This window comes from Geobacillus sp. Sah69 (assembly GCF_001414205.1).
In the GTDB taxonomy this organism is placed as follows: Bacteria; Bacillota; Bacilli; order Bacillales; family Anoxybacillaceae; genus Geobacillus; species Geobacillus stearothermophilus.
Window position 1 is genome coordinate 58,317 of sequence record NZ_LLKS01000031.1, and the last position, 23,925, is coordinate 82,241.

16 protein-coding genes, 7 tRNA genes, 3 rRNA genes and 2 pseudogenes are annotated in these 23,925 nt (G+C 52.8%); 24 read left to right on the forward strand and 4 right to left on the reverse strand.

What is annotated here, in order from left to right; translation table 11 throughout:
- Positions 1-164: 164 nt before the first annotated feature.
- From AP057_RS06200 to AP057_RS06300, 19 genes are all read left to right on the forward strand, one after another.
- Positions 165-1,723, forward strand: a 16S ribosomal RNA gene (locus AP057_RS06200).
- A gap of 469 nt (positions 1,724-2,192) precedes the next feature.
- Positions 2,193-5,120 (forward strand): 23S ribosomal RNA (locus AP057_RS06210).
- Between the two features lie 288 nt (positions 5,121-5,408).
- Positions 5,409-5,525 (forward strand): 5S ribosomal RNA (gene rrf, locus AP057_RS06215).
- The 16S, 23S and 5S rRNA genes sit together here with 7 tRNA genes alongside, the layout of an rRNA operon.
- Positions 5,526-5,683: 158 nt before the next feature.
- A tRNA-Asn gene (locus AP057_RS06220) sits at positions 5,684-5,758 on the forward strand.
- A 7-nt stretch (positions 5,759-5,765) separates the two neighbouring features.
- A tRNA-Thr gene (locus AP057_RS06225) sits at positions 5,766-5,841 on the forward strand.
- A 9-nt stretch (positions 5,842-5,850) separates the two neighbouring features.
- Positions 5,851-5,922 (forward strand) — tRNA-Glu (locus AP057_RS06230).
- Between the two features lie 107 nt (positions 5,923-6,029).
- Positions 6,030-6,104: transfer RNA gene (locus AP057_RS06235), tRNA-Gln, on the forward strand.
- A gap of 294 nt (positions 6,105-6,398) precedes the next feature.
- A tRNA-Lys gene (locus AP057_RS06240) sits at positions 6,399-6,474 on the forward strand.
- A 4-nt stretch (positions 6,475-6,478) separates the two neighbouring features.
- Positions 6,479-6,550, forward strand: a tRNA-Gly gene (locus AP057_RS06245).
- A gap of 5 nt (positions 6,551-6,555) precedes the next feature.
- Positions 6,556-6,628, forward strand: a tRNA-Ala gene (locus AP057_RS06250).
- A gap of 140 nt (positions 6,629-6,768) precedes the next feature.
- Positions 6,769-7,668 carry an arginase gene (gene rocF, locus AP057_RS06255; protein ID WP_055358309.1) on the forward strand — a complete coding sequence of 300 codons (900 nt, stop codon included), beginning with the start codon at positions 6,769-6,771 and terminating at the stop codon, positions 7,666-7,668.
- A gap of 200 nt (positions 7,669-7,868) precedes the next feature.
- On the forward strand, positions 7,869-8,432 hold the full coding sequence (sigW, locus tag AP057_RS06260; RefSeq protein WP_055358310.1) for an RNA polymerase sigma factor SigW: 564 nt from the start codon (positions 7,869-7,871) through the stop codon (positions 8,430-8,432).
- A 14-nt stretch (positions 8,433-8,446) separates the two neighbouring features.
- Positions 8,447-9,058 (forward strand): anti-sigma-W factor RsiW, encoded by a 612-nt coding sequence (rsiW, locus tag AP057_RS06265; protein ID WP_055358311.1) that lies wholly within the window; start codon positions 8,447-8,449, stop codon positions 9,056-9,058.
- Between the two features lie 72 nt (positions 9,059-9,130).
- A complete protein-coding gene (cdaA, locus tag AP057_RS06270; protein WP_033016924.1) occupies positions 9,131-9,952 on the forward strand; it encodes a diadenylate cyclase CdaA in 822 nt (273 codons plus the stop codon).
- The gene (locus AP057_RS06275; RefSeq protein WP_055358312.1) at positions 9,945-11,183 is read left to right on the forward strand and encodes a YbbR-like domain-containing protein; all 1,239 of its coding nucleotides are present in this window, start codon (positions 9,945-9,947) and stop codon (positions 11,181-11,183) included. Before cdaA ends, AP057_RS06275 begins: the two co-directional genes overlap by 8 nt.
- A 27-nt stretch (positions 11,184-11,210) precedes the next feature.
- Positions 11,211-12,560: a phosphoglucosamine mutase gene (gene glmM, locus AP057_RS06280; RefSeq protein WP_033016922.1), complete on the forward strand. Its 1,350-nt coding sequence runs from the start codon at positions 11,211-11,213 to the stop codon at positions 12,558-12,560.
- Between the two features lie 537 nt (positions 12,561-13,097).
- Positions 13,098-14,900 carry a glutamine--fructose-6-phosphate transaminase (isomerizing) gene (gene glmS / locus AP057_RS06290; protein ID WP_055358313.1) on the forward strand — a complete coding sequence of 601 codons (1,803 nt, stop codon included), beginning with the start codon at positions 13,098-13,100 and terminating at the stop codon, positions 14,898-14,900.
- A 616-nt stretch (positions 14,901-15,516) separates the two neighbouring features.
- Entirely contained in the window at positions 15,517-16,074 is a 558-nt protein-coding gene (locus AP057_RS06295) for a cupin domain-containing protein (RefSeq protein WP_049626605.1), read from the forward strand.
- A 167-nt stretch (positions 16,075-16,241) separates the two neighbouring features.
- Positions 16,242-16,964 carry a DUF817 domain-containing protein gene (locus AP057_RS06300; protein ID WP_055358328.1) on the forward strand — a complete coding sequence of 241 codons (723 nt, stop codon included), beginning with the start codon at positions 16,242-16,244 and terminating at the stop codon, positions 16,962-16,964.
- Here AP057_RS06300 and AP057_RS06305 read toward each other — a convergent pair whose 3' ends face one another.
- Together AP057_RS06305 and AP057_RS06310 are read right to left on the reverse strand one after the other, a co-directional pair.
- Positions 16,965-17,684, reverse strand: coding sequence for a TatD family hydrolase (locus AP057_RS06305; protein ID WP_235468491.1), 720 nt, complete (start codon positions 17,682-17,684; stop codon positions 16,965-16,967).
- Positions 17,685-17,733: 49 nt separating this feature from the next.
- The gene (locus AP057_RS06310; RefSeq protein ID WP_055358314.1) at positions 17,734-19,107 is read right to left on the reverse strand and encodes a sigma-54-dependent Fis family transcriptional regulator; all 1,374 of its coding nucleotides are present in this window, start codon (positions 19,105-19,107) and stop codon (positions 17,734-17,736) included.
- Between the two features lie 393 nt (positions 19,108-19,500).
- Between AP057_RS06310 and AP057_RS06315 the strand changes: the two are divergent.
- From AP057_RS06315 to AP057_RS06335, 5 genes and pseudogenes are all read left to right on the forward strand, one after another.
- Positions 19,501-20,127: pseudogene (locus AP057_RS06315) on the forward strand (RNA-guided endonuclease TnpB family protein); the annotation flags it as partial.
- Positions 20,128-20,235: 108 nt separating this feature from the next.
- Complete coding sequence (locus AP057_RS06320; protein WP_055358315.1) at positions 20,236-20,481, forward strand: hypothetical protein; 246 nt, start codon at positions 20,236-20,238, stop codon at positions 20,479-20,481.
- A 212-nt stretch (positions 20,482-20,693) separates the two neighbouring features.
- Positions 20,694-21,488 (forward strand): uroporphyrinogen-III synthase, encoded by a 795-nt coding sequence (locus tag AP057_RS06325; protein WP_049625990.1) that lies wholly within the window; start codon positions 20,694-20,696, stop codon positions 21,486-21,488.
- Positions 21,489-21,657: 169 nt separating this feature from the next.
- A pseudogene (locus AP057_RS06330) lies at positions 21,658-21,753 on the forward strand (pyruvate synthase alpha chain); the annotation flags it as partial.
- 117 nt (positions 21,754-21,870) lie between these two features.
- Positions 21,871-22,398: a hemerythrin domain-containing protein gene (locus AP057_RS06335; protein WP_055358317.1), complete on the forward strand. Its 528-nt coding sequence runs from the start codon at positions 21,871-21,873 to the stop codon at positions 22,396-22,398.
- A 218-nt stretch (positions 22,399-22,616) separates the two neighbouring features.
- On the opposite strand, the gene narI is transcribed toward AP057_RS06335, so the two are convergent.
- Positions 22,617-23,321, reverse strand: coding sequence for a respiratory nitrate reductase subunit gamma (gene narI, locus AP057_RS06340; RefSeq protein WP_055358318.1), 705 nt, complete (start codon positions 23,319-23,321; stop codon positions 22,617-22,619).
- Positions 23,297-23,872 (reverse strand): nitrate reductase molybdenum cofactor assembly chaperone, encoded by a 576-nt coding sequence (narJ, locus tag AP057_RS06345; protein ID WP_014195921.1) that lies wholly within the window; start codon positions 23,870-23,872, stop codon positions 23,297-23,299. The genes narI and narJ overlap by 25 nt, the downstream gene beginning before the upstream one ends.
- Between the last annotated feature and the right edge of the window lie 53 nt (positions 23,873-23,925).

Here is a 23,925-nt window from a genome sequence, read left to right on the forward strand (position 1 = left end):
AAGCGGAGGTCCGCGGGTCGCCGCGACGGGCAAATGTTCTTCGCCTGCAAGGGTGCTTGCGCCCGGAAGGCGAAGGTTATTTGACCCCCGAGCGGCGGCGGACCGAAGCTGGACAATACGAAAAGCGGAGGTCCGCATGGGCCGAAGCAAAAGCCAATCAACTTTCTTTGGAGAGTTTGATCCTGGCTCAGGACGAACGCTGGCGGCGTGCCTAATACATGCAAGTCGAGCGGACCGGATTGGGGCTTGCCTTGATTCGGTCAGCGGCGGACGGGTGAGTAACACGTGGGCAACCTGCCCGCAAGACCGGGATAACTCCGGGAAACCGGAGCTAATACCGGATAACACCGAAGACCGCATGGTCTTCGGTTGAAAGGCGGCCTTTGGGCTGTCACTTGCGGATGGGCCCGCGGCGCATTAGCTAGTTGGTGAGGTAACGGCTCACCAAGGCGACGATGCGTAGCCGGCCTGAGAGGGTGACCGGCCACACTGGGACTGAGACACGGCCCAGACTCCTACGGGAGGCAGCAGTAGGGAATCTTCCGCAATGGGCGAAAGCCTGACGGAGCGACGCCGCGTGAGCGAAGAAGGCCTTCGGGTCGTAAAGCTCTGTTGTGAGGGACGAAGGAGCGCCGTTCGAAGAGGGCGGCGCGGTGACGGTACCTCACGAGAAAGCCCCGGCTAACTACGTGCCAGCAGCCGCGGTAATACGTAGGGGGCGAGCGTTGTCCGGAATTATTGGGCGTAAAGCGCGCGCAGGCGGTCTCTTAAGTCTGATGTGAAAGCCCACGGCTCAACCGTGGAGGGTCATTGGAAACTGGGGGACTTGAGGGCAGGAGAGGAGAGCGGAATTCCACGTGTAGCGGTGAAATGCGTAGAGATGTGGAGGAACACCAGTGGCGAAGGCGGCTCTCTGGCCTGCACCTGACGCTGAGGCGCGAAAGCGTGGGGAGCAAACAGGATTAGATACCCTGGTAGTCCACGCCGTAAACGATGAGTGCTAAGTGTTAGAGGGGTCACACCCTTTAGTGCTGCAGCTAACGCGATAAGCACTCCGCCTGGGGAGTACGGCCGCAAGGCTGAAACTCAAAGGAATTGACGGGGGCCCGCACAAGCGGTGGAGCATGTGGTTTAATTCGAAGCAACGCGAAGAACCTTACCAGGTCTTGACATCCCCTGACAACCCAAGAGATTGGGCGTTCCCCCTTCGGGGGGACAGGGTGACAGGTGGTGCATGGTTGTCGTCAGCTCGTGTCGTGAGATGTTGGGTTAAGTCCCGCAACGAGCGCAACCCTCGCCTCTAGTTGCCAGCATTCGGTTGGGCACTCTAGAGGGACTGCCGGCGACAAGTCGGAGGAAGGTGGGGATGACGTCAAATCATCATGCCCCTTATGACCTGGGCTACACACGTGCTACAATGGGCGGTACAAAGGGCTGCGAACCCGCGAGGGGGAGCGAATCCCAAAAAGCCGCTCTCAGTTCGGATTGCAGGCTGCAACTCGCCTGCATGAAGCCGGAATCGCTAGTAATCGCGGATCAGCATGCCGCGGTGAATACGTTCCCGGGCCTTGTACACACCGCCCGTCACACCACGAGAGCTTGCAACACCCGAAGTCGGTGAGGTAACCCGCAAGGGAGCCAGCCGCCGAAGGTGGGGCAAGTGATTGGGGTGAAGTCGTAACAAGGTAGCCGTACCGGAAGGTGCGGCTGGATCACCTCCTTTCTAAGGACGAAAAGCGGAAGCGCCGCGTTCGGCTCTCGAARCCAAATGTTCTTCACCCGGAGGGGTGCTGGCACCCCGAGGGGGAAGGTTATTTGGCAGAAGAGAGCCAGGCGCTGGAGCTAGACAAGACGAAAAGTGGAGGCCGCAATGGCCAACTGTCGATACACAGCGCTTTCGTTTCGTTCAGTTTTGAGGGAATGAGAAATTCCTTCAGTTGCTTTGCGTCTGCGTCTACAAGTGAATTCAGAGAAGCTGGATTCCTCGACGCAAGACTGCAGAGAAGCAAATTCAAGAAGTAGTCTCGTTCCTTGAAAACTAGATAACCGGAAAAGCGGAGGCTCGCGGGTCGCCGCGATGGGCAAATGTTCTTCGCCTGCAAGGGTGCTTGCACCCGGAAGGCGAAGGTTATTTGCCCCCGAGCGGCGGCGAGCCGACGCTAGACAATAAGGAAGAAGCCGAGAGCGCTGTAGGTTAAGCTAGAAAGGGCGCACGGTGGATGCCTTGGCACTAGGAGCCGATGAAGGACGGGGCAAACGCCGAAACGCTCCGGGGAGCTGTAAGCAAGCGTTGATCCGGAGATGTCCGAATGGGGGAACCCACTGTCCGTAATGGGGCAGTATCCATGCCTGAATCCATAGGGCATGGAGGGCACACCCGGGGAACTGAAACATCTTAGTACCCGGAGGAGAAGAAAGCAAACGCGATTCCCTGAGTAGCGGCGAGCGAAACGGGAACAGCCCAAACCAAGAGGCRTGCCTCTTGGGGTTGTAGGACCGCTCATTGTGGGAGTGAGAAAGGAACGGGGTAGACGAACCGGTCTGGAACGGCCGGCCAGAGAAGGTGACAGCCCTGTAGTCGAAACTTCGTTCCCTCCCGAGCGGATCCTGAGTACGGCGGGACACGGGAAATCCCGTCGGAAGCAGGGAGGACCATCTCCCAAGGCTAAATACTCCCTAGTGACCGATAGTGCACCAGTACCGTGAGGGAAAGGTGAAAAGCACCCCGGAAGGGGAGTGAAAGAGAACCTGAAACCGTGTGCCTACAAGTAGTCAGAGCGCGTTCATGCGTGATGGCGTGCCTTTTGTAGAATGAACCGGCGAGTGACGATGGCGTGCGAGGTTAAGCCGAAGAGGCGGAGCCGCAGCGAAAGCGAGTCTGAACAGGGCGAAAAGTACGTCGTCGTCGACCCGAAACCAGGTGATCTACCCATGTCCAGGGTGAAGGCCGGGTAACACCGGCTGGAGGCCCGAACCCACGCACGTTGAAAAGTGCGGGGATGAGGTGTGGGTAGGGGTGAAATGCCAATCGAACTTGGAGATAGCTGGTTCTCCCCGAAATAGCTTTAGGGCTAGCCTCGGGATGGAGAGTGTTGGAGGTAGAGCACTGATTGGGCTAGGGGCCCTCATCGGGTTACCGAACCCAGTCAAACTCCGAATGCCAACGACTTATGCCCGGGAGTCAGACTGCGAGTGATAAGATCCGTGGTCGAGAGGGAAACAGCCCAGATCGCCAGCTAAGGCCCCAAAGTGCACGTTCAGTGGAAAAGGATGTGGAGTTGCAAAGACAACCAGGATGTTGGCTTAGAAGCAGCCACCATTTAAAGAGTGCGTAATAGCTCACTGGTCGAGTGACTCTGCGCCGAAAATGTACCGGGGCTAAACGTGCCGCCGAAGCTGCGGGATGACCGTTGGTCATCGGTAGGGGAGCGTTCTAAGGGCGTTGAAGCCAGACCGGAAGGACTGGTGGAGCGCTTAGAAGTGAGAATGCCGGTATGAGTAGCGAAAACAGAGGTGAGAATCCTCTGCGCCGAAAGCCTAAGGGTTCCTGAGGAAGGTTCGTCCGCTCAGGGTTAGTCGGGACCTAAGCCGAGGCCGAAAGGCGTAGGTGATGGACAACAGGTTGAGATTCCTGTACCACCTCCTTCCCGTTTGAGCGATGGGGGGACGCAGGAGGATAGGGCGAGCAGGCGGCTGGAAGAGCCTGTCCAAGCCGTGAGGCTGATCCGCAGGCAAATCCGCGGATCATAAGGCCAAGCGGTGACGGCGACGGATTGATCCGGAAGTCCCCGATTTCACACTGCCAAGAAAAGCCTCTAGCGAGGGAAGAGGTGCCCGTACCGCAAACCGACACAGGTAGGCGAGGAGAGAATCCTAAGGCGCGCGGGAGAACTCTCGTTAAGGAACTCGGCAAAATGACCCCGTAACTTCGGGAGAAGGGGTGCTCTTTGGGGTGAAGAGCCCTGAAGAGCCGCAGTGAAAAGGCCCAAGCGACTGTTTATCAAAAACACAGGTCTCTGCGAAGCCGAAAGGCGACGTATAGGGGCTGACACCTGCCCGGTGCTGGAAGGTTAAGGGGAGCGCTTAGCGGAAGCGAAGGTGCGAACCGAAGCCCCAGTAAACGGCGGCCGTAACTATAACGGTCCTAAGGTAGCGAAATTCCTTGTCGGGTAAGTTCCGACCCGCACGAAAGGTGTAACGACTTGGGCGCTGTCTCAACGAGAGACCCGGTGAAATTATACTACCTGTGAAGATGCAGGTTACCCGCGACAGGACGGAAAGACCCCGTGGAGCTTTACTGCAGCCTGATATGGAATTTTGGTATCGCTTGTACAGGATAGGTGGGAGCCTGGGAAGCCGGAGCGCCAGCTTCGGTGGAGGCGGCGGTGGGATACCACCCTGGCGRTATTGAAATTCTAACCCGCACCCCTTAGCGGGGTGGGAGACAGTGTCAGGCGGGCAGTTTGACTGGGGCGGTCGCCTCCCAAAAGGTAACGGAGGCGCCCAAAGGTTCCCTCAGAATGGTTGGAAATCATTCGGAGAGTGCAAAGGCACAAGGGAGCTTGACTGCGAGACGGACAGGTCGAGCAGGGACGAAAGTCGGGCTTAGTGATCCGGTGGTTCCGCATGGAAGGGCCATCGCTCAACGGATAAAAGCTACCCCGGGGATAACAGGCTGATCTCCCCCAAGAGTCCACATCGACGGGGAGGTTTGGCACCTCGATGTCGGCTCATCGCATCCTGGGGCTGTAGTCGGTCCCAAGGGTTGGGCTGTTCGCCCATTAAAGCGGTACGCGAGCTGGGTTCAGAACGTCGTGAGACAGTTCGGTCCCTATCCGTCGCGGGCGCAGGAAATTTGAGAGGAGCTGTCCTTAGTACGAGAGGACCGGGATGGACGCACCGCTGGTGTACCAGTTGTCCCGCCAGGGGCACCGCTGGGTAGCTATGTGCGGACGGGATAAGCGCTGAAAGCATCTAAGCGTGAAGCCCCCCTCAAGATGAGATTTCCCACCGCGTCAGGCGGGTAAGATCCCTCGAAGATGACGAGGTCGATAGGTCCGAGGTGGAAGCGTGGCGACACGTGGAGCTGACGGATACTAATCGATCGAGGGCTTAACCTAACAAGAAAAGTGGAGGCCGCCTGCTTATCGGCGAGGCGCGCTGGAGGGCCTGCGAGCGGGCTTAGCCCGCCGCAGCAGGACCGAAGCGTCGCGAGCCGATGGCGGCCGGAACTAGACAGCGAAAAGCGCAGGCGAGCGGCGGCGAGCCGGAGCTAGACAATGAAAAGTGAAAGCGCCCCGGCTTCTTCCTGAAACGGTTATCTAGTTTTGAAGGAATGAACTTCCTGTTGACAAATAAAGCAAGGTGGATATAATAATTATTGTCTAAAGCAAATCGATCATCCATTGCCTAGTGGTGATAGCGGAGGGGAAACACCCGTTCCCATCCCGAACACGGAAGTTAAGCCCTCCAGCGCCGATGGTAGTTGGGGCCAGCGCCCCTGCAAGAGTAGGTCGCTGCTAGGCAATGTTATTCACTTCGCAATAGCTCAGCGACGAGCTTTAGCATCGTTGAATTTACTTTGAGTTGTCCCGATGTATCTGACTCCTTATGAATTGGCTGGCAGAGGAAGAGGCAACAAGCACATTGAGAAGATGTGCATGACATATAGTTTATTCATCATTCCGCAATAGCTCAGCGGTAGAGCAACCGGCTGTTAACCGGTAGGTCGTAGGTTCGAATCCTACTTGCGGAGCCATTTTTATGCTTCCATAGCTCAGTAGGTAGAGCACTTCCATGGTAAGGAAGAGGTCACCGGTTCGAGCCCGGTTGGAAGCTCCATTTCTCACTGGCCCGTTGGTCAAGTGGTTAAGACACCGCCCTTTCACGGCGGTAACACGGGTTCGAATCCCGTACGGGTCACTTTCGTTCAAATCAACCGCCCTTCGAAGGGCGGTTGATTTGAAAATGTATAGCCACATGGCAACAGTGACATAATAATTACCGGATATCGAATCGTTTCACAGCGTTGGGCTATAGCCAAGCGGTAAGGCAACGGACTTTGACTCCGTGATGCGCTGGTTCGAATCCAGCTAGCCCAGCCATTATTTTTTGTACATAAAATTTACATGCTATGGGTCATTAGTTCAGCAACGAGCGTTACATCATCGAGTTGGCTTCGAGTTGCCCCGACGCATCTGACATCTTCGAATATGCTAGTAGAGGAAGGGGCATCGTTGTCTCGGAGTGTTATTGAACCCATGAGCCATTAGCTCAGTAGGTAGAGCAACGAGCGTTGCATCATCGAGTTGGCTACGAGTTGTCCCGACGCATCTGACATCTTCGAATAAGCTTGTAGAGGAAGGGGCATCGTTCACTGTGAGTGTATACCTAACCATGAGCCATTAGCTCAGTAGGTAGAGCATCTGACTTTTAATCAGAGGGTCGGAGGTTCGAGTCCTCCATGGCTCACCATAGCGCGGAAGTAGTTCAGTGGTAGAACACCACCTTGCCAAGGTGGGGGTCGCGGGTTCGAGTCCCGTCTTCCGCTTGGGCGGGGCCTTAGCTCAGCTGGGAGAGCGCCTGCTTTGCACGCAGGAGGTCATCGGTTCGATCCCGATAGGCTCCATCAAGAGCAGACTGCTTGACAACCACAAGCAGTCTGCTCTTTTTTGTTATATCGGTATAAATATTCAAAATTTTGTCAAGTTGAGTCATCCCCTTTCTTTCCTCTACAATAAAGACGTAACGAAAGGAGTGGGAGACAGCATGAAGCCAATTTCAATTATCGGGGTTCCGATGGATTTAGGGCAGACACGCCGCGGCGTTGATATGGGGCCGAGCGCAATGCGTTATGCAGGCATCATCGAACGTCTGGAACGTCTTCATTACGATATTGAAGATTTGGGAGATATTCCAATTGGGAAAGCAGAGCGGTTGCACGAGCAAGGAGATTCACGGTTGCGCAATTTGAAAGCGGTTGCGGATGCGAATGAGAAACTCGCGGCGGCGGTTGACCAAGTCGTTCAGCGGGGGCGCTTCCCACTTGTGCTGGGCGGCGACCATAGCATCGCCATTGGCACGCTTGCCGGGGTGGCGAAACATTATGAGCGGCTTGGAGTGATCTGGTATGACGCGCACGGCGACGTCAACACCGAGGAAACGTCGCCGTCTGGAAACATTCATGGCATGCCGCTGGCGGCGAGCCTCGGGTTTGGCCATCCGGCGCTGACGCAAATCGGCGGATACAGCCCCAAAATCAAGCCGGAACATGTCGTGTTGATCGGCGTCCGTTCCCTTGATGAAGGGGAGAAGAAGTTTATTCGCGAAAAAGGAATCAAAATTTACACGATGCATGAGGTTGATCGGCTCGGAATGACAAGGGTGATGGAAGAAACGATCACCTATTTAAAAGAACGAACGGATGGCGTTCATTTGTCGCTTGACTTGGATGGCCTTGACCCAAGCGACGCACCAGGAGTCGGAACGCCTGTCATTGGAGGATTGACATACCGCGAAAGCCATTTGGCGATGGAGATGCTGGCCGAAGCACAAATCATCACTTCAGCGGAATTTGTCGAAGTGAACCCGATCTTGGATGAGCGGAACAAAACAGCATCAGTGGCTGTAGCGCTGATGGGGTCGTTGTTTGGTGAAAAACTCATTTAATGCATGTGAGCAAAGAGGGTTGGTTGCGGGATTTACGGATATGATGATGATTTGTTCCCGCTGTTTGTGAAAGAGGGGCTGCCATTTGTTTGGTGTCTCCTCTTTTTCAGTTGTATGATACAATAAATATGTTGCATGAAACTTTTCTTGATCGAGCGCCGTAATATACAGTAAGCCGTGAGGCGGGGGTATTGTATTTTATGGATCTATTTATTAAAAAGAGAATTAAGGCGATCCAAAAAGGGGATCAAAACGCATACGCGGATCTTGTCGATTTGTATAAGGACAAGATTTACCGCCTTTGCTATCGAATGTTGGGCAATCGGCATGAGGCGGAAGATGCGGCGCAGGAGGCGTTCATCCGCGCCTACATCCATATTGATACGTACAATCCTGAAATGAAGTTTTCCACTTGGCTGTACCGGATCGCGACGAACTTGACGATCGATAAATTGCGGAAACGGAAGCCGGACGTGTATTTAGATGAAGAGGTCGGAGGCACGGACGGGTTGACGATGCAGGCTCAGCTTCCTTCCCTCGAAACATCCCCGGAGGAGGCAGTGGAAAGCCTGGAGCTGCAAGAGACGGTGCAGCGAGCGATTGAGCAGTTGCCGGAAAAATACCGGAGCGTGATCGTGTTGAAATATATGGAAGATTTGTCGTTGCAAGAAATCAGCGAGATTTTAGGGTTGCCGGTCGGCACGGTGAAAACGCGGCTGCATCGCGGCCGCGAAGCGTTGCGCAGGCAATTGGGTCATTTATAAGAGGGTGGGAGACTATGGAATGTCCGAAAGAAATCGTGTTGCTCATGCACAGCTATTTTGATGGAGATCTCCAGCCAGAAGGAGAGCAGCAGCTGAAAGAACATTTGCGTTCGTGCGCTGCGTGCGCTGCCCATTTTCACGAGCTGAAAAAGACGGTTGCTTTCCTCCAATATGCCGCCCACGTTGCGCCGCCGTCGTCGTTTGCAGCCAAGGTTATGGAGGCGATGCCGAAAGAGAGAAAGACCGCGCGGCTGCGCCGCTTCCTGCATCGCCACCCGCTGCTTACGGCTGCCTCGTTGTTTTTAGCGCTCACTTTCGGCAGCTTAGCTTCTTCATGGGGGGAAAGAGGCGCGTTTTCCGTCTCAGCTGATGAACATGTCATCATCCGCGATCATACTGTCATCGTGCCGAAAGGAGAAACGGTCAAAGGGGATATTGTCGTCCGCAATGGCTCGATTCGGATTGAAGGAACGGTTGATGGGGACGTGACTGTGATCCATGGAAAGAAATATATGGCGTCCGCCGGGCAAGTGACAGGGGAAGTGGAGGAAATTAATCAAGTGTTTGAATGGATTTGGTATAATATTAAAGAAAGGTTCAATCGTGCGCTCCAATCGATTGAATGATGGCAGCCATCGTTCGATGGCTTTTTCCGTGGCCATCAACAGATTGGAATTAGAGATAAAGGAAGTGTGAAGATGTCCTTCGGAGAGCTCCCCATCGTGTCATATTTGTTAAAAGTGGTTGATATCCTTGTCGTTTGGTATGTGATTTACAAGTTGATCATGATGATTCGCGGGACGAAGGCCATTCAGCTGTTAAAAGGCATTTTTTTAATTATTTTGGTTCGTTTCGTGAGCAATTACCTCGGATTGACGACGTTGCAATGGCTGATGGATCAGGCGATCATTTGGGGATTTCTCGCGATCATCATCATTTTCCAACCAGAATTGCGGCGCGCCCTGGAGCAGCTCGGCCGCGGACGGCTGTTCACCCGCAATACGGTCAATGAAGATGAAGAGCGGATGCGAATGGTGGAAGCCATTGTCAAAGCGACCGAGTATATGGCGAAGCGACGCATCGGCGCGCTGATTTCCATTGAGCGGGAAACCGGAATGAACGATTATATCGAAACCGGCATTATGTTAAACGCTCATGTGTCGTCGGAACTGCTCATTAATATTTTCATTCCGAACACGCCGCTTCATGACGGGGCGGTCATTATTCAAAAAAACCAAATCGCTGCGGCGGCCTGTTATTTACCATTATCGGAAAGTCCGTTTATTTCGAAAGAGCTCGGAACACGCCATCGGGCGGCGCTCGGCATCAGCGAAGTGACGGACAGCGTCACCGTCGTCGTGTCGGAAGAGACGGGAGCAGTATCGTTGACGAAAAACGGCGAGCTGCACCGCGATTTAACGATCGATGAGTTTCGGGAGCTGTTGACCGGCGAACTTGCTCCAGCGACGAAGGCGCCCGCTTCTTCCCGTTGGCAATGGAGGGGGAAGAAACATGGATAAGTTGATGGACCATCCTTGGTTTATTCGCGTTGTCTCCTTATTGCTGGCGATTATGCTGTATATGTCAGCCAATGTCGGGGCGAAAACCGGTGAAACGCGCAACACGTTTGGCCAGGAAGATACGGAAACGTTGATCGATATTCCGGTGGTCGCTTACTATGATGAAGACAACTTGGTCGTATCTGGCGTCCCGAAATACGTGAACGTTACGCTCCAAGGGCCGGCCAGCATTGTCAAACCGACGGCTCTGCAGCGAAATTTCGAGGTGTATGTCGATTTAACGGAATTGCCGTTAGGGACATACACGGTGCCGATCAAATACAGGGACATCTCTGACAAGTTGAAAGTGACGATTCAGCCTTCCTCGGCCAAAGTGACGATTCGTGAAAAAGTGTCGAAACGGTTTCCTGTCGGTGTTGAATTTTTCAATCGAAACAAAATGCCGGATGGCTATTCCGTTGGAGAACCGACTGTGAAACCAGATGCCGTGACGATTACCGGGGCGAAGGAACTAATCGACGAGATTGCGTTTGTCAAAGCCATCGTCGACTTAGATGGGGCGACGGAAACGCTGACGAGAGAAGCGCGCGTTCGGGTGTACGATCGACGGGGAAATGAGTTGGATATTGAGCCAGAGCCATCGTCGGTGGAAGTAACCGTGCCGGTGAAAAGCCCGAGCAAGACGGTGCCGGTTCAAGTGCGAACAACTGGGGAGTTGCCGGATGGTGTGCATCTTGTCAGCATCACGCCGGAGCCGGATCGAGTGACGATTTATGGACCGAAGGAAGTGTTGAACCATATTGACAAGCTGGAAGGATTGACCGTTGATTTGGACGATATTACGGATGATGCGACGGTAGAACTTGACGCTCCGCTCCCTGATGGCGCAAAAAGCGTCAACCCAGACAAAATCAAGGTCCATATTGATGTGGAAAAAGACGTCACGCAAACGTGGAAAGACGTGCCGATCGCTGTCGTCGGCTTGCCGGATTCATACAAAGCTGAATTTGTCAAACCGCTTGAAGGCAAAATTACGGTCCGCCTTGTCGGTCCGCCCGATGTCGTCCGCGGGTTGACAAAAGACGATATTCGTTTGTATGTCGATGTCGGTGGACTTGACACCGGCGAACATCAAGTTCCCATTCAATGGAACCACCCTAAACAAGTCCAATGGCAACCGTCGGCGGAAACGGCGATGGTCCATATTCGCGACAAAGCAACTGCACAATAAACTGCATAGTAAGGAGAGAGTGAACGAATGGGCAAATATTTTGGCACTGATGGTGTACGAGGAGTCGCAAATCGTGAATTGACGCCAGAGTTGGCGTTTCAAATCGGCCGCTGCGGCGGATACGTGCTGACCAAAAGCGCTGAGCGCCCGAAAGTACTGATCGGGCGCGACACCCGCATTTCCGGCCATATGTTGGAAGGCGCCCTTGTCGCCGGGCTTTTGTCGATCGGGGCGGAAGTGATGCGCCTTGGTGTCATTTCCACGCCAGGCGTCGCCTATTTGACGAAGGCGCTTGGAGCGCAGGCCGGCATTATGATTTCCGCCTCCCACAACCCGGTGCAAGATAACGGCATTAAATTTTTCGGTCCGGACGGGTTCAAGCTGTCGGATGAGCAGGAAGCGGAAATTGAGGCGCTGATCGACAGCGCGGAGGATATGCTGCCGCGGCCGATCGGGGCTGGGCTTGGGCAAGTAAACGACTATTTCGAAGGCGGGCAAAAGTACTTGCAGTATTTAAAACAAACGATTGATGAAGAAGATTTTTCCGGGATGAAAATCGCCCTCGACTGCGCGCACGGGGCGACGTCATCGCTTGCGACGTACTTATTTGCCGATTTGGATGCGGATGTCGTGACAATGGGGGCTTCGCCCAATGGGCTCAACATTAACGAAGGGGTCGGGTCCACCCATCCGGAAGCGCTCGCCGCATTTGTCAAAGAAAAAGGAGCGGATGTCGGGCTCGCCTTTGACGGCGACGGCGACCGTCTCATTGCCGTCGATGAGAACGGCAACATCGTCGATGGCGACCAAATTATGTACATTTGCGCCAAATATTTAAAAGAAACCGGCCGCCTCAAGCACCAAACCGTCGTCTCAACCGTCATGAGCAACCTTGGGTTTTACAAGGCGCTTGAGGCGCAGGGAATCAAAAGTGTACAAACGGCCGTTGGCGACCGCTATGTCGTCGAGGAAATGAAGAAGAACGGCTATAATCTCGGCGGCGAGCAGTCCGGACACATCATTTTCCTTGACTACAACACGACGGGGGACGGAATGTTGACGGCGCTCCAGCTTGTCAACATCATGAAAATCAAAGGCAAGCCGCTTTCCGAATTGGCGGGGGAAATGAAAAAATACCCGCAGCTGCTTGTGAACGTCCGGGTAAAAGATAAAGAAAAAGCGATGGAAAATGAGCAAGTGAAAAAAGTGATCCAGGAAGTGGAGGCAGAGATGAACGGCAACGGCCGCGTTCTTGTCCGCCCATCGGGGACTGAGCCGCTTGTGCGCATTATGGCGGAGGCCCCGACCGAAGAAGCGTGCCGCGCCTACGTGGAGCGGATCGCGGATGTCGTTCGCCGTGAAATGGGAGTGGAATAACCGACCGCTTGGACAACCACCCTATGCATAGACGGAACGTTCGCTTCCGTTTATGCATAGGTTATTTTATATAAAGGGATGGATAGATGATAGTTGACGCCGCTGGGAATGTCCTGTAATATTAACGTTGTTGCTTTTTTCTTGAAAGGAGGCGATGGCAGGGCGGAACAAGGAGATCAGGAACAGCAGTTGTTCCAGCGGATGGAACGTTTCAAAAAGAAAAACCGGTTGGTTGTTGCAATCGTTTTGACGACAAAAGCGCCTGGACTAAGCGTTGGACGGAAGAACGCTTAGTTGACGAGGAGGAGGTTTATCGAGGTTTTCGGCGGATGCCTCCCGGCTGGAGCGATGACAGCCGCAAGTCCTCTCTTAAAACAAAGGGGTGACCCTTTGCACAAAGGGGAGGATGTCATCGCGCGAAACGAAGAAGGGAGTCTGCCGCCCGTGGATCGGCGAGGCCCCGTTGTTCTTTGACAACTGAACATGGAAGGATCTCATTAGCGGCAGCCTCCAAGATGAAAAGGAGGAACATTTGCCATGTGCGGCATTGTTGGCTATATCGGTAATCAAGATGTGAAGGAAATTTTATTGCGCGGATTGGAAAAACTCGAGTATCGCGGCTACGATTCGGCGGGGATCGCTGTGTTGAACGAAAGCGGCGTGCATGTGTTTAAGGAAAAAGGACGGATTGCTGATTTGCGCCGCATCGTCGACCCGAACGTCAACGCGACGGTCGGCATTGGCCATACACGCTGGGCGACACACGGGGCGCCAAGCCGAGTGAACGCCCACCCGCATCAAAGCGCTTCAGGCCGTTTTACGCTTGTGCATAACGGTGTCATTGAAAACTATGAAATGGTCAAGCGCGATTATTTAGCCGATGTTACGTTTCAAAGCGACACGGACACGGAAGTGATCGTTCAGCTCGTGGAAAAATTCGTCCGTGACGGGCTGACAACGGAAGAAGCGTTCCGAAAAACGCTCTCGCTGCTAAAAGGATCGTACGCCATCGCCATGATCGATGCACAAGACGAAAACACCATCTATGCGGCGAAAAACAAAAGCCCGCTTCTCGTCGGCTTGGGCGATGGGTTTAACGTCGTGGCGAGCGACGCGATGGCGATGCTTCAAGTGACGAATCAATTCGTCGAACTGATGGATGGGGAGCTCGTTATCGTCACGAGCGAGAACGTCACGATTCAAACGCTCAACGGCGAAACAGTCGAACGGAAGCCATTTACGGCTGAGCTCGATGCGAGCGACATTGAAAAAGGGACGTATCCGCATTACATGCTGAAAGAAATTGATGAGCAGCCGTTCGTCATCCGCCGCATCATTCAAAAATACCAAGACGAAAACGGCGGATTGACGATTGACCAAGCGATCATCAACGAAGTGCTGAACGCTGACCGCCTGTACATTGTCGCGTGCGGAACGAGCTACCATGCAGGTCTCGTCGGCAAGCAGTTGATCGAATCGTGGGCGAAAATTCCGGTGGAAGTGCATATCGCCAGCGAATTTTCGTACAACATGCCGCTGTTGTCGGAAAAGCCGCTCTTCATCTTTATCTCGCAAAGCGGCGAAACGGCCGACAGCCGCGCCGTGCTCGTGCAAACGAACAAACTCGGCTATAAAGCGATTACGATCACGAACGTCCCAGGTTCGACGCTGTCGCGGGAAGCCGATTATACGCTCCTGTTGCACGCCGGTCCGGAAATCGCCGTTGCCTCGACAAAAGCCTATACGGCGCAAATTGCCGTGTTGGCGATTTTGGCCGCCGCGGCGGCGAAAGCGAAAGGCTTTGAGCTGGACTTTGACTTGACGAAAGAGCTCGCCATCGTCGCCAATGTGATGGAAATGCTGTGTGATGCGAAAGAAGAAATGGAGAAAATCGCAAGCGACTACTTGACGCTGACGCGCAACTGCTTCTTCATCGGCCGCGCCGTTGACTACTATGTCTGCCTAGAAGGCGCGCTGAAGCTGAAGGAGATCTCGTACATCCAAGCGGAAGGGTTCGCCGGCGGCGAGCTGAAACACGGCACGATCGCCTTGATTGAGGACGGCACGCCGGTGATTGCCCTCGCCACCCAAGAGCACGTCAACTTAAGCATTCGCGGCAACGTAAAAGAAGTCGTCGCCCGCGGCGCGAACCCGTGCGTCATCTCGATGCGCGGCCTGGAAGGCGACGGCGACCGCTTTATCATCCCATCCGTCCATCCGGATCTTACGCCGCTTGTCTCCGTCGTGCCGTTGCAGCTGATCGCATACTATGCCGCCTTGCACCGCGGCTGCGACGTCGACAAACCGCGCAACTTGGCGAAGAGCGTGACGGTGGAGTGAGCGGTTCATTGGTCGGAAAGACTGTTGTTAAGTGACAAAAAAAGCCTTATACTCGCGATCGGTATCGAAGCGAAACAAATTCAATTCAGTTTGATTGGCAACGAGGATGGGATTCCAATTAGGGAGAAGGAAATAGGATTGAAGGGAATCGAGAAAGGTACCTAAAGGTGCTTTTCTCGATTTTTTATTTGGAGCCAAAAGAGGAGAAATGGATCGTGAATGTTAGTTAATTGATCAAGCAAGGCTTAGCAAAGAGATAAATTAGAATCGAAACAAAAATTTTACATATAAGGGGGTTTATTAAGATAAAAAATATGGTATAATTTACAAAAAATGAATTCAATATGTTGCATTGAAACTCCTTCCGAAGTCGAGAAAAAGGAAAAACCCCTTTATATTCAAGGGGTTTTTCTAGTTTTGTAGGGAATTGTTGAATGCAACATAATATCTATAAGGATCTAACCTGTTCGGGTTTCATGGCGGCGAATGGCCACCGCTTTTTGAGGGTTTCTTTTCCTCGCGATGTTTCCGTTTGCCCGTGTGCTCTTGTCACGCCAGACTGAGCCATTGCATAAGATAGTGGCAGATTCCAAGTGTGAGGAGAGTGAACAGGCAATTGAATCCGAATTACGTCCATCCGTATATTAGCACTCAGTGGCCCTACCCGATGTCCAGTTACTTCCCCCCTCATTATGGCTGGTGGAGCTGGTCACCGTATGCTTATGGTATGCTACAACATGCAAGGAACGACAGGTTTCCTCCCATCAAATTGAGAGATTACGGCGGAAAACCGTTCGTTGTCAATATTGAGAGAGCCGCCGAGCAAAATCAAAATTTCCGAACCGCATTATGGACAGGAAAACATTTGCAAGTGACGTTGATGAGCATTGAGGTAGGAGGAGATATCGGACTGGAAGTTCATCCGAATGTGGACCAGTTTATTCGTATTGAACAAGGACAGGGTCTTGTGCAGATGGGGGAACGAAAAGACCGTCTGGATTTTGAAAGAAGAGTGTCCGAAGATGACGCGATCATGATTCCAGCTGGGACGTGGCATAATGTGACCAATATAGGGCATGTTCCCTTGAAGCTATATTCCATTTATGCTCCGCCCGAGCATCCGTTTGGCACGGTTCACAGGACGAAAGCCGAGGCCATGGCCGATGATCGGTGACTGATTTGGCAGTTTCGTTGGAAACCAGAGTTATGTCAGGTTTTCAATTGATTATAGGAAAAAGTAGCCGCAGAGCCCTTCGTCAGGGGTGTTCTGCGGTTTTTGCTTTCAAACGAGGGGTGCCGCCTGCAACATTTAGGGGTTCGTTTGGCAGAACGTCGCGGCTCATCAAAGCGTTTGTGCAGCTTGTTCGCTTCGGTTGGGTGCAGGCGCAATCTTGCGTGTTTCCGGTTGTCATTTTTGCCTCATTGGCGCTGACGAAGATCGCGCCGCTTCCGCTATTGCCGCGGTATGATTGGCTGCTTGTTATTTGCCTGCTCATGCAATGGTGGATGGTGCGGTCAGGGATGGAAACGCGGGATGAACTCAAAGTGATCACCTTGTTCCACGTCATTGGACTTGCGCTCGAGCTGTTTAAAGTGCGCATGGGTTCGTGGTCGTATCCGGAAGAGGGGTATACGAAAATCTTTGGCGTGCCCTTGTACAGCGGCTTTATGTATGCGAGCGTCGCCAGCTATCTTTGCCAGGCGTGGCGAAGGCTGAAGGTGGAGTTGGTGCAATGGCCGCCGTTTTGGATGGTCGTTCCTCTCGCTTCGGCGATTTACTTGAATTTTTTCACCCACCATTATTGGGTGGACGTTCGTTGGTGGCTCTCAAGCCTCGTCATGCTTGTCTTTTGGCGGTCATGGGTGACGTATGAGGTCGGGGGAATCCGCTACCGGATGCCGTTTGTTTTGTCGTTTTTGCTGATCGGGTTTTTCATCTGGATCGCGGAAAACATCGCCACCTTTTTTGGCGCTTGGCAATATCCAAACCAGGCGAAGGCGTGGAGCCTTGTTCATCGTACGATAAGGAAGATCAACCGTAAAGCCGTTTTGTGTTCGCCGTGATCAGGTTTTGACTTGTTCGATATCTCGGCCATAGTGTGCCGCCACGGCTCGCGCGGAGTCCAATAGCCATAACGGCGTCGTCAGTTTTCCGGCAAACGGGCCTGCAAACGGCCATGGGCCGTCCGTTTCGAGGAGCAGCTGCTCGATGGGAACGAGGGATAACAGCTGCTTGTCGCGCTCGCGGTAGCACACTTCTGGGGTGACGGAAATGTAGCAGCCGTACTCGATGATTTGTTTGACCACGGCAGGCTCGGCCTTCAGCCAGTGGAGATGGGCGTGTCGGACGCCAGTTTGCCGCAAGATGGCCAAGGCGGTTTCGGCGCGGTCGTAGACGGCGTGAAGAACGAGCGGCAAGGAGGCATCCGCGGCGATGGCCGCGATTTCGGTTAATCGTTCTTGATACGCGGGCAGCTTGGCGCATGCTTCCGCTGAATAGTATGGCAGCCCGACTTCGCCGATGGCGGCGAGCAGCGGCCGCTCTTGTTTGACAAGCTCTGTCCATTCGTTCCAATCGGCTGCGCTTGGCAGCGGTTGCTCGGGATGAAAACCGATGGCGGCGTAGACGAAGGAAGGGAATCGCTGTTTCAACTCGAGCGTTCGGTGGCTTGAGCGCAAATCGGTGGATACGGCGACGACGCTGATGATGCCCGCTTCTTGCCAACGGTTGATTTGTTCCTCGATGTCCGTGTACTGGTCGAGATGAATATGAGCGTCGATCATCTACAGCGACCTCCCCTGTCCTTTTGGCCGTACGATCGCCAACTGCAGCTTATCCCCATTCCTTATCAATCTGGTACTTGCGGATGCGGTATTGCAAGTTTTGTCGGCTCAAACCAAGCGCTTTGGCCGTTTTGGTGATGTTGAAGCCGTGATGCTGCAGCGCCTTGCGGATGTAGTAAATTTCGACTTCTTCCATGTATTTGTCAAGCGGCAACATATCTTCTGTATCGAACAAAAAGTCCGTTTTCGCTTCGTCGGGCGCCAGCTTGGCTCGAAAAGGGGCAGGCAGATGGGCGAGGGTGATGGTTTGTTCTTGTTCCATCGTCGCCATCGTTTCCAACATGACGGCCTCAAGCTCGCGCACGTTGCCGGGCCAGCTGTAAGCAAGAAACGCCTCTTGCACGTCATCGCCGAGTCCTTCGACATGTAGGCCATAGCGCTCGTTGCCTTGACGGATGAAATGGATAGCGAGCGGCAAAATGTCCTCTTTCCGTTCGCGCAACGGCGGCAGGACGATGCAGTGGACGGCAATTTGGTAGTAAAGCGATTTGATCAATTCTCCGTTTTGGACCGCGTCAATCGGGTCGCCGCTTGTCGAGGCGATAAGGCGAACATCTGCACGAACCGGTTTTTGGCCATGGGCGCGGACAAACTGTTTTTCTTGCAGGAAACGGGCGAGTTTTTGTTGAAGCGGCAGGCTTAACAAGTCAATATCGTCAAGCAGGACGGTGCCGCCGTCCGCTTGTTCAAACAAACCGGGCTGGATCTCGCCACCTTCTTCGCTGCCAAACAGCATCGTTTCCATCCAATCGTCCGGAAGCGACAGGCACGTTTGCGCAAAAAACGGCTTGGCCCGCCGTTCGCTTTCATGGTGAATGCAGGAAGCGAGCAAGTCTTTTCCTGTCCCTTTCTCCCCAATGAGCAGCACGGATGCTTCGGAGCGGGCGGCATGACGCGCAAGGCGGATGGCCTTTTGCATGGCTTCGCTTTGGCCGATGATGTCCGCAAACGTGCGGCCGGCTTCCTTGCGTTGGTGGTGTTCTTGGATCAGTTTGCGGAACTTCGTGATGTCTTTGGCGATTTCCACGGCGCCGATGATGCGCCCGTCTTTTTGCAGCGGATGTGTTTGATTGACCGTTGTCACGGCTTGCCCTTTGTTATTGAAATAGGTTTGCTGCTTGTTCAGAATGCTTTCACCGGTGCGCAGCGCTTCAAGCAATGTGCTCGGCTGCTCCGGGTTGAAGCGGAAGACGTCCAAAATGTTTTTATCGAGCACGTCCTCGATGTTCATGCCCTCGATGTCCCGCATTTTTCGGTTGTAAATGACGGTTTTCCCATGTTGATCGACGGCATGGACGCCAAGGTCAATCAGTTCGAGAATTTGCTCATACATTGATAAAAGCGTTTCCATATCCCGGTTCACGATCAGCACCTCTCTTTTTTGTATTATAGCATAAGGCGGACGGGAGACAGGAAGGAAAGAAAGATGTGAAAAAATTTTTTTGCTAAATATATTGAAAATAGAAAAAAATAATTTCGTAATAAAGTTGTAATACATTATAAATTGAAAAATAATTTTGCATAAAAGGAGGTTGCTATTCGTTTGATAAAAATGTAAGCGATTGCGGAATCTATCATAGAGAGGGGAGAGTTTTCGGATGCAACCAGTGCAAGAACTGAAACGAGAGCTAAAAAGCAGGCATTTATCTTAATTAGGCGAGAAGACTCCCACTTCAACGAAGCGAAGCGGAGTAAGTGGGAGATGAATCGCCTTAACTATATTTTGCTGAAAATAGGATAGATTCAGTAAAATATAGACGGCAGATCATTCATCATTGATGGGCGGAGATTAAAAAGTATAAATCAATGGTTTAACAAAGAAAATGCCAGACTTCAAAGCATAAAAGATAAGCAAAAAATCAAAGGCACCACTCGTAAACAGGCTTTGCTTGCTATGAATCGCAATAATAAAGTGAATGATTATATCAACAAGACTTGCCGTTACATCATTAACTACTGTATTGAAAATCAAATTGGCAAACTTGTCATTGGCTATGCGGAAACATGGCAACGCAATATKAATCTAGGAAAAAAGACAAATCAAAACTTTGTCAATATTCCTCTCGGTAACATAAAAGAAAAACTAGAATATCTTTGTGAATTTTACGGCATTGAATTCTTGAAACAGGAAGAATCCTATACGTCTCAAGCCAGCTTTTTTGACGGCGATGAGATTCCTGAATATAATGCCGACAATCCAAAAGAATATAAGTTCAGYGGCAAACGTATTAAGCGCGGCTTGTATCGAACAAAGTCTGGCAAACTAATGAATGCTGATGTCAATGGCGCATTAAACATCTTAAAGAAAAGTAAAGCTGTAGACCTGAGTGTCTTATGCTCTAGCGGCGAAGTGGACACGCCTCAAAGAATAAGGATTGCTTGAAGCAGTCAAACTTCTTTGGAAGCCCCCACTTCAAATTTTCGCTAGAAAATTAAGTGGGGGTAGTTCACAATCATAAGTAGGATCGGATGAGAAGGGGGAACAATCAGAATGGAATGGTATGAACAGCTGTCGGCGTGGATTGCCGAGAAGCAGCCGGTGCGTGTAAAAACCTATCAAGGGGAAGCGGTCGTGCTGCCGGTCAAGCTGTATCAGGACACGCGCAAACTGTTTGTTTACAACCGGCAAATGCGTCTAATGAACATTCCGTTGGACCGGCTCATTTCCGTCGAGCCGACGCGCATCATCGGTTCCTTTGACCGTCAGGGAGAAGAGGCCATGGTACATACTCGTTGAACGGAGGGCACGCGTCTTTGGGCGCGTGTTTTTTTTTGATGGTGGTCGGCTGTTTCTGCCTGCGGTCTGTTCTGTTGCGCTGGGCTCTATCCCCAATGAAGGCGGCATTCGCGTTGCGATGTGCCAGGGAGCGGAATGGTTTTTTGTTGCATAGGCAAAGACCATCTTTTAGAATGGAAAGGACGAACGACTGACCATAAGGGGGAAGGAACATGCATGGCAAACGGATTGCCTTATGCGCGTCACGCAAACTGGACGAAATGACAACGCTTATTGAAAAGCAAGGAGGAACGGCCATCATTCGTCCGGCGCAAGGGACCGCCTTTTCAAAGGGAAGCGAACTGGGAGAGGAAATGCGAACCGTCATCGCCATGCGGCCGGACTGGATCGTATTTACGACGGGAATCGGCTTTGAGGCGCTGTTGGAAGCGGCCAACCGGGAGGGAATGGCTGCTCAATGGCATCGAACGATCAAGGAAGCGAACGTGGCTGCCCGCGGCTATAAAACGGTGACGGCGTTGAAACAAATCGGCGTCACCCCGGTGGCCGCAAGCGAGGACGGGACGACGAAAGGGTTGATTGCTGCTCTTTATGGGCACGACTTTGCGGAAAAAAACGTTGTTGTACAGCTGTACGGCGATACCGCGCCAGCCTTGAAGCAGTTTTTTCTTGAACAAGGCGCTTTGTATACGGAATTGTTGCCATACCGGCATATCGCTCCGGATGAGGAGACACTGGCGACATTGTATAAAGAAATCGTCGGGCGCGAAGTCGATGCCGTCTGTTTTACATCGGCGATGCAAGTCCGCTTTTTCTTTTCGTTCGCCCGCGAGAAAAAAGAGATCGCACCGCTCTTTGACGCGTTTCGCACCGATGTCGTGGCCTGCGCCGTTGGCAAAGTGACAAAAGAAGCATTGGAAGAAGAGGGAGTCGATCGCGTCATCGCCCCGGAACATGAGCGGATGGGAGCGATGATTGTGACGCTTGCCCGTTATTTTCAACAATAAGCTCTGTTGAGGGTTGTTTTATATCAATTGTCCAACCTGCTATATAAGAGATCATCTTTTTGTTAAATGTTTTATATTGTGTTTCATCAAAAATGCTAAACTGTTTATTTTTTGTCACAGTTTTTCGAACATTTTCCGCTTATAATAAAACTGGGTATGTATTTTTCATATGAAAGGGCGGGGTGAGCATGAAACGAAGCTCATTCCAGCAGATGGCGAGCACGGTTCGGCGGGGATTTGCTACGGCGCGTCGCTCATGGGGGCGAGCGCGCTGTTTTTTTTGCGCTTGCCTGTCGGCGGTGTGATATGACTCACAACGATGGAGATGCTGCACACAGTATAATGGAAACAACGGACGGATCATAAAAAGGAGGAATTGATGATGCATTCATTTTGCCATATGGGCGGCCCTGAAGGGGTGAAATTATGCGCCGGTCTGGCGCAATTAAAACAAGAACACGGCCCGCTGCGCGCCCAAATGGAGCAGCTGCTTGCCGCAGCGGAGGCGATCGGCCGCGGGGAAAATGACCGCAACTGGCGTGAGCCGCTCGCTGATTTGAGAGAAAAAGTTGAATCGTTCGTCGCCGCCCTAGATCCGCATTCGGAGCGGGAAGAAGGCGTATTGTTCCCAATGATGGCTCGGTACATCGGGCGGACGACCGGCCCTATCGCCGTTATGGAATACGAACACGAACAGGCGAAAACGCGCCTTTCCATGTTTTTAGAAAAGACCGCCCAGCTGCCGGAGAACATCGACAGCAGGCAGGCGTTGACGCTTGCCGGCGCGGTGATTGAGGCGTATCATATTTTGGATGAGCACTTCATGAAAGAGGAGAACGTACTCTTCCCGATGGCCGAGCGGTTGTTGTCCGATGCGGAGAAAGAGGAGCTGTTTGCGCACATTAACTAAGTAACAAATGGAAAACAGGATGCCCCAAACGACGGGCATCCTGTTTTTTATTATTGGTTCATTTGTTGGCCGGTTGTTATGCATGATCGTTAGGGTATGCGGAAGCGCACGTTGTTTCGTTCCCGCCGCCGTTAAAGTTGACAGGCCGGCTGTTAGGCAATCGGTTGCCCCCTCCGCCTGTTCAGTTTAGGGTTCCTGATGTGACGCCCGCCGCTCGCTTACTTGGCGCGGTTGACCGGCTCTGCTTGTTTTGGCATTCGCTTTCGATAGACGACGTAGCTGCGCTGCAAGTAGCGGAGCGGGAAGCTGAATACGTGAACGAGGCGGGTGAACGGCCAGACGGCGAACAAACCGAATGCAGCGAGAATATGAATCTGAAACCAAAGCGGCACCGCTTCCATATAAGCTGGGTTCGGACGGAACGTAAGAAGGCCGCGAAACCACGGGCCGATTGTCGTCCGGTAATCAAACCCGTGCGAATCGATGTTCAGAAACGTCGACGACAACCCGCTGGCGATCACGACAAGCAAAAATCCGAGCGCGACCCAGTCGCCGGTGCTGCTTGTCACCCGTACGCGCTTGACCGTCAAGCGGCGGCGAAAAAGGATCACGAAACCAACGAAGGCCGCCAAGCCGGCCGGAATGCCGCCTGCCAAGGCGAGGGCGTGGTACATCTCTTCTGTCACGCCAAGCGCCTCGTAAAACGGCTCGGGAATGAGAATGCCCATCACGTGGCCGACAAACACGAACAAAATGCCCCAGTGAAAGAGAAGGCTTCCAAGGCGCAACTGCCGTTTTTCAAGCAGTTCGCTTGATTTGGATGTCCAGCCAAACTGGTCGTGCTGGTAGCGCCAAATATGGCCGGCGACAAATAGGACAAGCGCTAAATACGGAACAATCACCCAGAGAAATTGGCTGGCCATGCCGTTGCACCTCCTTTCGGGAGCGGCGTCACGCCGAGTTGAGTGAATGTGTGATTGAGCGCGTCAAACAGCTGTGCATACGGGCTGCCTGCCGCTGCCAGCCGGTCGCCGATTTCGCGGATATGGCCGGCATAATCGGCGAGCAAGGCGGTCGTATGCTCTTGATCTGCATAGGCCATCCATTCAAGCATGAGCGGCAAGTAGTCGGGCAGCTCGTGATCGGAGACGGCGAATCCGGCCGCCTCGTAGCGCGCTTTTAAGGCGACGAGTTCGATTCCGCGCTCCCGCTGCTCGCCGTTTGTCATATACGTCAAGTACAAATTCGTTTTTTTGCCGAAATCAAATGTTTCGACATATTGCTCCATCCGCTCTCGAGCCGGGGTGACCGCGAGCTGTTCGGCCACTGCCAAAAGCGGCGCGCGGACGGTTTCATCGTCAAGCGAGCGGATGGCGTCTAGGCAGTCAGGAAGCGATTCGGCCCACTGTTCGTCCGGGTAAGACAACAAATACGATACACATAGAAAGACCGTTTGTTGTTGTTCGCTGTTCATCGTAAATCCTCCATTTCATTATTGAAGGGGGCGGGGCTCGCCTTCTTTCTCCT